The following is an 8,163-nucleotide window of genomic DNA, read 5'->3' as shown; positions in this document are numbered from 1 at the left end:
GCGGCGCCCCGGCCGGCGTCACCGCCACCGTCAACCCCGGTAGCGTGACCGCCGGTTCCCCCGCGACCCTCACCGTCGCCACCACCGCCGGGGCCGCCCCCGGGACCTACCCGCTGACCGTCACCGGCACCGCCGCCTCCGGCAGCCACACCAGCACCTACACGCTGAAGGTGACGAGCACCCAGCCCGGCAACGACTTCTCGGTCGGCGTGAGCCCCGCCGCCGGTTCGGTGACCGCCGGCTCCTCGGCGACCGCGACCGTCGGCACGACCGTGGTCTCCGGTNCTCCGGTTCGGCGCAGAGCGTCAACCTCACCGTGAGCGGCGCCCCGGCCGGGGTCACCGCCACCGTCAACCCGGGCACCGTGACCGCCGGTTCCTCGGCGACGCTCACCGTCGCCACCACCGCCGCCACCACCCCGGGCACCTACCCGCTCACGGTGACCGGCACCGCCGCCTCCGGCAGCCACAGCAGCACCTACACGCTGACCGTCACCGGCGTCACGCCGCCCGGCGGTCTCGTGAACGGCGGCCTGGAGACCGGCAGCCTCGGCCCGTGGACCTGCCAGACCGGCGGCAGCGTGGTCGGCACCCCGGTCCACTCCGGCTCGTACGCGCTCCAGGCGGCGGCCAACGCGTCCCAGACCGGCCAGTGCTCGCAGACCGTCACCCTGGCGCCCAACAAGTCCTACACCCTGACCGGCTGGGTCCAGGGCAGCTACGCCTACGTCGGCGTGAGCGGCGGCGCCACCGGCTCCACCTGGACCAGCGCCTCCGGCTGGACCAAGCTCATCGTCCCGTTCACCACCGGCGCCTCCGGGACCGTCACCGTCTACCTGCACGGCTGGTACGGCCAGGGCAGCGTCTACGGCGACGACTTCTCGATCGCCTGACGGTCGTCGGACCGACCGCGCGGGCGGGAGGTGCTGAAGGCCGCATGACGGCGGCCTGCTGACCGCCACCGTCGGTCCTCGTCCACCGGCCGGCCCGCCCCACTCCCCCGCCGGGGTGCCACGACCAGCTGTCGTGGCACCCCGGCGGACTCCGTTCAGCGGCCTCCGGGGACCGGGACCGCCCGGGCCGGGGCCGGAACGGCTACGCCGCGGCCGGCTCCTTCGCATCGGCCGGGGCGGTCCGCGCGGGCCGCAGGAGCAGCAGGTAGGACGCCGCGGAGAGCAGCGCGCAGCTGAGCACGACGACCGCGAGCAGCACCGCCGACGGGCTGCCGCCCAGGCTGCTGAGCGGGGCGACCACGGCCCCGCAGAGGAAGGTGCCGGTGCCGAGGAGCGCGGAGGCGGAACCGGCGGACTGCGGGGCGACCAGGCTCAGCGCGCGGGCGGCCGAGTTCGGCAGGACCATGCCGAGGCTGGCCATCATCACGAACAGCGAGGCGCAGACCGCGACCAGCCCGAGGTCCCAGACGGCCGTGACCAGGACCAGGGACACCCCGGCGGCGATCATCACCGCGAGGCCCGTGCGCATCAGCGCCCCGGCGGTGAACCGGGGTGCGAGGACCCGCCCGTTGAGCTGGGTGGCGCCGACGATCGCCACCGAGTTGAGCCCGAACAGCAGGCTGTAGGTCTGCGGCGACACGTGGTACACGTGCTGGAGCACCACCGAGGAGCCGCTGATGTAGCCGAACAGCGCGCCGAAGGCGAACGTGCTGGTCAGCAGCAGCCCCAGGAACGGCATGTTGCGCAGGAGCCCGCCCATGGTGCGCAGGGTGCCGCTCAGGCCGCCGGCGCGCCGGGCGGAGGCCGGGAGGGTCTCGCGCAGGGCGGCGAAGGCCACCAGGGTGAGGAGGAGGCCGAGGGCGGCCAGTGCGCCGAAGGTGCCGCGCCAGGAGGTGAAGCGCAGCATCTGGGCGCCGAAGAGCGGCGCCAGGATCGGGGCCAGGCCGGATATCAGGGTGATCGAGGCGAGGAAGCGGATCATCGCGACGCCCTCGAAGCGGTCGCGGGCGACGGCCCGGCCGATGACCAGTCCGGCGGCGCCCGCGGCGCCCTGGACGAAGCGTGCCGCGATCAGCACGGTCAGGTCGGGCGCGATCACGCAGACGATGCTGGCGAGGGTGTAGACGACGAGTCCGGCGAGCAGGGGCGGCCGGCGCCCGAAGCGGTCGCTGAGCGGCCCGAAGATCAGCTGCCCGGCGGCCACACCGAACATCGAGAAGGTGAGGGTGAGCTGGACGGCGGCCGGTTCGGCGACGAGGTCGTCGGCGATCGCGGGCAGACCGGGCAGGTAGAGGTCGGTGGTGAGGGGTCCCAGGGCGACCAGGCCGCCGAGGACGACGATGGCGGCGCGGCCGGTCGCGCCGGTGGCGGCAGCGTCAGCGGCATCGACGGGAGTGGCGGGGGCGGTCGACGTGTCACCGGCAGAGCCGGCGGTCGGACCAGGCATGGGGCTCCTCTCGGAACGAGCACGGCGATCGTGCTCGCTCCGTCCTACCCCAGCGCCCCGGGCCACCGACAGCCGGGGCGGCCGCCCGGCCCATTTCGCTGCCGGGCGGGAGCCCCGGAGCGGGGGCCCCGGAGCGGAAGCGTCAGCGCCGGAGTGTCAGCGCGGGAGCCGCTCGGCGCGGAGGGCGGCCTGCACGGCGGCGCCGTCCTGCCACGCGTAGAGCTGGTTGCCGGTCAGGGTGACCTTGTAGTGACCGCAGGAGCCGGTGACCTTCGAGGTGATCCCCTCCGGGAACCAGCCCGCCTTGAGCGTGACCGGCGCCAGGTGGTTGCCCTTGGTGGTCGCGGTGGTCGTGCAGCCCGCGGGCAGCCGCCCCTCGGGGACGGTGGCGCGCAGCAGGCGGTCGTCGCCGGTGGTGGACATCAGGTAGCGGACCGAGGAGGCGTTGTCGGGCAGCCAGGTCGGCATCGAGCGGCGGTCGGCCTTGGCCTCGCTGCCGCTGGCGTAGGTGGCCTGCTCCTGGTGCCGGCCGTCGTACCACTCGGCGACCCTCGGCCCGACCGCCACGGTGGCGACGGCGGCGGCCATGCCCGTACCGACCACTCCGATGGCGATCTTGCCCGCGATGCCGTTCATGCCCGTGTGTCCTCTCCTGCGCCCTGCTGCTCAGCGTCCGCTCCCGGGCACCCCGTCGGGGCCGGGAGCGGCTCCCCGTTGTCTTCCATCCTGGTGGGCACCGGGGGCCCTGACGTCACCAGGAGGTCTTGATCCACCGCCGTCCTTGGGGGGTACGACCTCCACCTTGAGAGGTACACGGGGCCGACCGGTCTCGGGGTTCACCCCGGACGAGCCTGGCCCGGGACCGGTCGGCGCGCAGCCCGGCCGGGGCCGCCCGGGTGCCGCGACGGCGTGTCGCTCACCCGGTCGCCGGACGGTCCGCGGCGGGCGTGCCGCCGTTCCGGTGACCGGCCGGCGGTGGGTGTCAGGCTGCCGCCGCCGCGGGCACGGCGACCGGGAAGGGGCGGCCGTCCAGGGTCCAGTGCGGGTCGATCGGTCGGCCGAGGGCGGCGTAGACCTGGGCCGCGACGTCGGGGTGGCGGATCTCCCCGGTGGGCGGGGCGGCGGGGATGCCGGGTCCGGCGCAGGCCACCCAGGCGGTGCGCTCCTCGACGGTCCGCCCGCCGTGGCCGCCGACGTCCACGTGGCCGTGGTCGGTGACGACGATGACCGTCCAGGCCTCCTCGGCGTGGCCGGGCCGGGCGCGGACCGCGTCCAGGAGCCGGCCGAGCCGCTCGTCGGCGGCGCGCATCGAGGCCCGGTACTCCTCGCCGCAGCCGAGGAAGTGCGCGGTCTCGTCGACGGCGCCGAGGTAGACGAAGGAGGCTTCCGGGTCCGCGTCGCGCAGCACGTCCACGGCCTCCCGGGTGACCTCCTCGTCGACGGCCTCCCAGGCTTCCGGGGTGTCCTCGGCGGGGGCGACGTAACAGAGGCGGCCGGGCGCGCGGAACAGCGGTCCGCCGGACTCGCCGATCACCAGCGGGTCCCAGCCGGCCGCGACGAAGGTACGGCGCCGGTCGCCCCGGGCCAGCCGGGTGGTGAAGTCGGGGAAGACGTCGAGCCGGTTGCCGCCGAGGTGGTTGCCCCAGACGCCGTGCTTGGCGGGCTCCACACCGGTCACGATGGTGGCCCAGCACGGTCCGGACATGGTGGGCGTGGACTCCGCCACCGTCACGGGCGCCAGGAAGCCGGCCTCGGCGACCTCCGCGAGCCTCGGCATCGGGACCTGCTCCAGCAGGTCGTACCGGACGCCGTCGATCCCGACGACGAGGACCCGGGGGCGCGGCAGCGGCGGTACGGACATGAGGGGGCGGTTCCTTTCACGGTGCGGGTGCCGACCGCGCCCGCACCGTGGCGGGCGGCGGCGACCGGGCCATGTTTCACCGCCCGCCGAACCGCGAGGTTGCCTCCCGGACAACGCGGGATGTCCTGGCCGTGTCCGACCGGAGCCGGTCGACACAGCCCGACGCCGACCGACGCAGACCGACACAGGCCGGCCGACCGGTGACGGCCGGTGACGGCCGGTCGGTCGTCACCGGTGACTCGTCACGGTGGGCCGTCGGGCCGTTCATGGGCGCGGAACCAGGCACGAAGCCAGTCATGAACGGCCCGGACGGGTACCGGTTTTCGGGTGCGCCGGGCCCCGGCCGGCGGGTCAGTGGTAGGTGGGTCAGTGGTAGGCGGACTCGCCGGTGATCGCCTCGCCGAGGACGAGGGTGTGGATCTCGCTGGTGCCCTCGTAGGTGAGCACCGACTCCAGGTTGTTGGCGTGCCGCAGGACCGGGTACTCGGTGGTGATGCCGTTGGCGCCGAGCACGGTGCGGGCGCTGCGGGCGATCTCCAGCGCGGCCCGGACGTTGTTGAGCTTGCCGAAGCTGACGTGTGCCGGGCGGGCCGCGCCCTCGTCCTTGAGCCGGCCGATCCGCAGGGCGACCAGGTAGGCCTTCTCGACCTCCAGCATCATCTCGACCAGCTTCTGCTGGGTGAGCTGGAACCCGGCGATCGGGCGGCCGAACTGGACCCGGCTCTTCGCGTAGTCGAGGGCGGCGGTGTAGCAGTCGCGGGCGGCGCCGACGGTGCCCCAGAGGATGCCGTAGCGGGCCTCGTTGAGGGAGGACAGCGGTCCGCGCAGCCCGGTGACGCCGGGCAGGACGGCGTCGGCCGGCAGGACCACCTCGTCGAAGGCGAGCTCGCTGGTCACCGAGGCGCGCAGGGAGAGCTTGCCGTGCACGTCGGTGGCGGTGAAGCCGGGCATGCCGGGTTCGACCAGGAAGCCCCGGACGCCCTCCTCGGTCTGCGCCCAGACCACCGCGACGTCGGAGAGGGAGCCGTTGGTGATCCACATCTTGGAGCCGGAGAGCACCCAGTCCGCGCCCTCGCCGGCGCCCTTGCGGCGGGCGCGGGTGCGCATGTTGGCGGGGTCGGAGCCGAAGTCCGGTTCGGTGAGGGCGAAGCAGCCGATCAGTTCGCCGGCGGCGAGTCCGGGCAGCCAGCGCTGCTTCTGCTCCTCGGAGCCGAACGCGTGGATGGAGCGCATCGCCAGCGAGCCCTGGACCGAGACGAAGCTGCGCAGGCCCGAGTCGGCGGCCTCCAGTTCCATGCAGGCGACCCCGTAGGCGACGGCGGTCGAGCCGGCGCAGCCGAAGCCGTCGAGGTGCATGCCCAGCACGCCGAGGGCGCCGAGTTCGGGGGCGAGTTCGCGGGCGGGGAAGACCCCGCGCTCGAACCAGTCGCCGATGTGCGGGCGGATCCGGTCCTCGGTGAACTTCCGCACGGTGTCGCGGACGAGCCGCTCCTCGTCGGTGAGCAGGTCACCGACGGCGAGCAGGTCGGCGGGGTCGATCCTGGTCGGCTTCGCCATGGAAGCTCCTTGTAGTCTCGGCGGCGCGAACCGGTCGCGGCACGAACCGGTCGCGGCGTTGGGTACCGGCGAGTATTGCGCACCGGCCGCCTCCCGGGACCGTCGGAAACGAGGGAGTGAGCATGTACACAGTCCGGCCGGTGACGGCGGAGGAACTGCTCGGCGCGGCCGAGCGGCTGGGCGGGCTGCTGGCGGACACCGTCGACGGCGGCGCGTCCGTCGGCTTCCTCGCTCCGCTGCGCGGCGGCCGACTGGTGGCGGGCGCTGGCCCCGGACGTCGGGGCGGGGCGGCTGCTGCTCTGGGTCGCACACCCGGAGGCGGGTTCCGGCTCGGGTGCCGACGCGGACCGGCGGATCGCGGGGACGGTGCAGCTGCGGCCGGCGTCGACCGCCAACGGCCGGCACCGGGCGGAGGTGGCCAAGTTGATGGTCCACCGGGCGGACCGGGGCCACGGTCTGGCCGGCCGGCTGCTGGCGGCCCTGGAGGCGGCGGCCGTCGGGCGCGGGATCCGGACCCTGGTGCTCGACACCGAGACGGACAGCCCCGCCGAGCGCCTGTACGCGGCGGCGGGCTGGACCAGGGTCGGCGCGGTGCCGGACTTCGCGACCGACCCGGCGGGGGTTCCGCGCGCGACGACCGTCTACTACAAGGCGCTGCCGGTACCCGCCGCCGGTACCGCCCCGGTGTGCTGAGTCGTCGCGTCGCTACGATGACCGCTTTCGCGTACGGACGAGGCACAAGGGGTGGACCGTGGGACGTTGGGCCGTGGTGGTCGAGGAGACCGAGGGCGTCGGGGACGACCGGATCTGGGGCAGCAAGGTGCTCGCCGAGGTGGCGGGCACCCGGGAGGACGCCGTCGCCGAACTGCGGCGGCTCGTCCCGACCTACACCCCGCAGCACCCGTTCAACGCCCGGCGGCGCAGGCTGCTGCGGGACGGTGACAGCTATCTGCTGATCCTTCAGGGGAGCATGCGGGACTACCACTGCGTGTTCAAGGTGTGGGAGCTGCTGTGGGACAGCAAGCACCCCGAGGTGCAGCAGGAGCGGCTCGCGGCGGCCCAGGCCCGGGAGGCGGAGGCCGGCTGACGCCCGCGCCCCCGGCGGGGCTTCAGGCGACGCCGCACAGCCGGAGCACCGCCGTGGTCGCGGCGGCCGCGACCACCACGAGCGGGAACGGCGCGCGCCGCAGCGCGAGGACGCCCGCGACCAGGACGCCGGCCGGCCGGGCCCAGCCGGCGAAGTCGTGGCCCCGGGTGAGCGCGCCGGTCGCGATCAGGGCGACGAGCAGCACGGCGGCGGCGACGGCGAGCAGGTGGCGCAGCCGGTCCGAGACGGTGATCCGGCTGCCGAGCAGGGGCCCGGCCAGCCGGAAGGCGTAGGTGCCGGCGGCGAGCAGGAGGATGGCGAGCAGGGACATCAGTGGACCTCCTCGGCGATGGACCGGGGTTCGCCCTCGGCCACGGCGGCGGGGTCGCCTCCGGAGGCGGCCGGTGCCGGGGCCGCCGGGCGGCCCGCGAACAGCAGCCCGGCCAGGGCGAGCAGCACCGGCAGACCGGCCGGGACGAACGGGGTGGCGGCCACGGCGACGGCCGCGCCGGTCAGGGCGGCGGTGCGGGTGCGGCGGTCGGTGAGCGAGGGCAGGACGAGGGCGAGCAGGACGGCGGGGAAGGCCGCGTCCAGTCCGAGCGCGTCGGTGTCGCCGATCAGCCCGCCGGCCAGCGCGCCGACGAGGACGGAGGCGTTCCAGACCACGAACAGCAGGAAGCCGCAGACCCAGTACGCCGCCCGGCGCCGCCGCGGGTCGGACTCGAGCAGGGTGAAGGCGACGGACTCGTCGGTGAGCAGGTGCGCGCCGAGCAGCCTGCGCCAGCGAGGGCCGTCCAGGACGTCGGAGACGGTGAAGCCGAAGGGCAGCAGGCGGGCGTTGAGGGCGAGGCCGGTGACGACGGCGGCGAGCGCGCCACCGCCGGAGAGCACGACGCCGACGGCGGCGAACTGCGCGCCTCCGGCGTAGACGAGGACGGACATGGCGACCGGCACCCAGAGGGGGAGGCCGCCGGAGACGGAGATCGCCCCGAACGAGATGCCGACCAGGGCGCCCGCGAGGCAGACCAGGGCGATGTCACGGAGCGTGGAACGTTCGAGGGTTCGGAGGAGCGAACGCATGTCCAGTAGAGTGAACCAGAGAGGTTTCGTTCGTCAAGGCGAACACTTGGACCTGTGGAGCGAACACTGATGAGTGGAAGCAACAGCGGACCCGGCGCCGGCGCCTCCGGGAGCGAGCTGATCGAGCTGATCTCGGTGTCCGTGCGGCGCGAGCGCGAACGCGCCGGGCTGTCGATGGC

8 protein-coding genes and 1 pseudogene are annotated in these 8,163 nt (G+C 74.6%); 3 read left to right on the top strand and 6 right to left on the bottom strand.

Annotated features, from left to right (window positions below; translation table 11 throughout):
- A pseudogene (locus VR45_RS50115) lies at positions 1-892 on the top strand (carbohydrate binding domain-containing protein); the annotation flags it as partial.
- Between the two features lie 202 nt (positions 893-1,094).
- On the opposite strand, the gene VR45_RS21965 reads toward VR45_RS50115, so the two are convergent.
- The 4 genes from VR45_RS21965 to VR45_RS21950 form a co-directional block, all read right to left on the bottom strand.
- The gene (locus VR45_RS21965) at positions 1,095-2,399 is read right to left on the bottom strand and encodes a multidrug effflux MFS transporter (protein WP_045941518.1); all 1,305 of its coding nucleotides are present in this window, start codon (positions 2,397-2,399) and stop codon (positions 1,095-1,097) included.
- A 156-nt stretch (positions 2,400-2,555) separates the two neighbouring features.
- The gene (locus VR45_RS21960) at positions 2,556-3,035 is read right to left on the bottom strand and encodes a hypothetical protein (RefSeq protein ID WP_045941517.1); all 480 of its coding nucleotides are present in this window, start codon (positions 3,033-3,035) and stop codon (positions 2,556-2,558) included.
- 346 nt (positions 3,036-3,381) lie between these two features.
- Positions 3,382-4,260, bottom strand: a complete 879-nt coding sequence (locus VR45_RS21955; RefSeq protein ID WP_052709271.1) for an alkaline phosphatase family protein — start codon at positions 4,258-4,260, stop codon at positions 3,382-3,384.
- 366 nt (positions 4,261-4,626) lie between these two features.
- A complete protein-coding gene (locus tag VR45_RS21950; protein WP_045941516.1) occupies positions 4,627-5,817 on the bottom strand; it encodes an acyl-CoA dehydrogenase family protein in 1,191 nt (396 codons plus the stop codon).
- Between the two features lie 264 nt (positions 5,818-6,081).
- On the opposite strand from VR45_RS21950, the gene VR45_RS21945 reads away from it, so the two are divergent.
- Positions 6,082-6,510 carry a GNAT family N-acetyltransferase gene (locus tag VR45_RS21945; protein ID WP_353612712.1) on the top strand — a complete coding sequence of 143 codons (429 nt, stop codon included), beginning with the start codon at positions 6,082-6,084 and terminating at the stop codon, positions 6,508-6,510.
- A gap of 58 nt (positions 6,511-6,568) precedes the next feature.
- Positions 6,569-6,904, top strand: a complete 336-nt coding sequence (locus VR45_RS21940; RefSeq protein ID WP_159394306.1) for a hypothetical protein — start codon at positions 6,569-6,571, stop codon at positions 6,902-6,904.
- A 22-nt stretch (positions 6,905-6,926) separates the two neighbouring features.
- Here the strand turns inward: VR45_RS21940 and VR45_RS21935 are convergent, their stop codons facing one another.
- Together VR45_RS21935 and VR45_RS21930 are read right to left on the bottom strand one after the other, a co-directional pair.
- The gene (locus VR45_RS21935) at positions 6,927-7,235 is read right to left on the bottom strand and encodes an AzlD domain-containing protein (RefSeq protein ID WP_045941515.1); all 309 of its coding nucleotides are present in this window, start codon (positions 7,233-7,235) and stop codon (positions 6,927-6,929) included.
- Positions 7,235-7,984 carry an AzlC family ABC transporter permease gene (locus VR45_RS21930; protein ID WP_063772526.1) on the bottom strand — a complete coding sequence of 250 codons (750 nt, stop codon included), beginning with the start codon at positions 7,982-7,984 and terminating at the stop codon, positions 7,235-7,237. Before VR45_RS21930 ends, VR45_RS21935 begins: the two co-directional genes overlap by 1 nt.
- Between the last annotated feature and the right edge of the window lie 179 nt (positions 7,985-8,163).

Source organism: Streptomyces sp. NRRL S-495, from assembly GCF_000966955.1.
In the GTDB taxonomy this organism is placed as follows: Bacteria; Actinomycetota; Actinomycetes; order Streptomycetales; family Streptomycetaceae; genus Kitasatospora; species Kitasatospora purpeofusca.
Note: the sequence above shows the minus strand (reverse complement) of the source record. Positions and strands in the feature narration are given on the sequence as shown.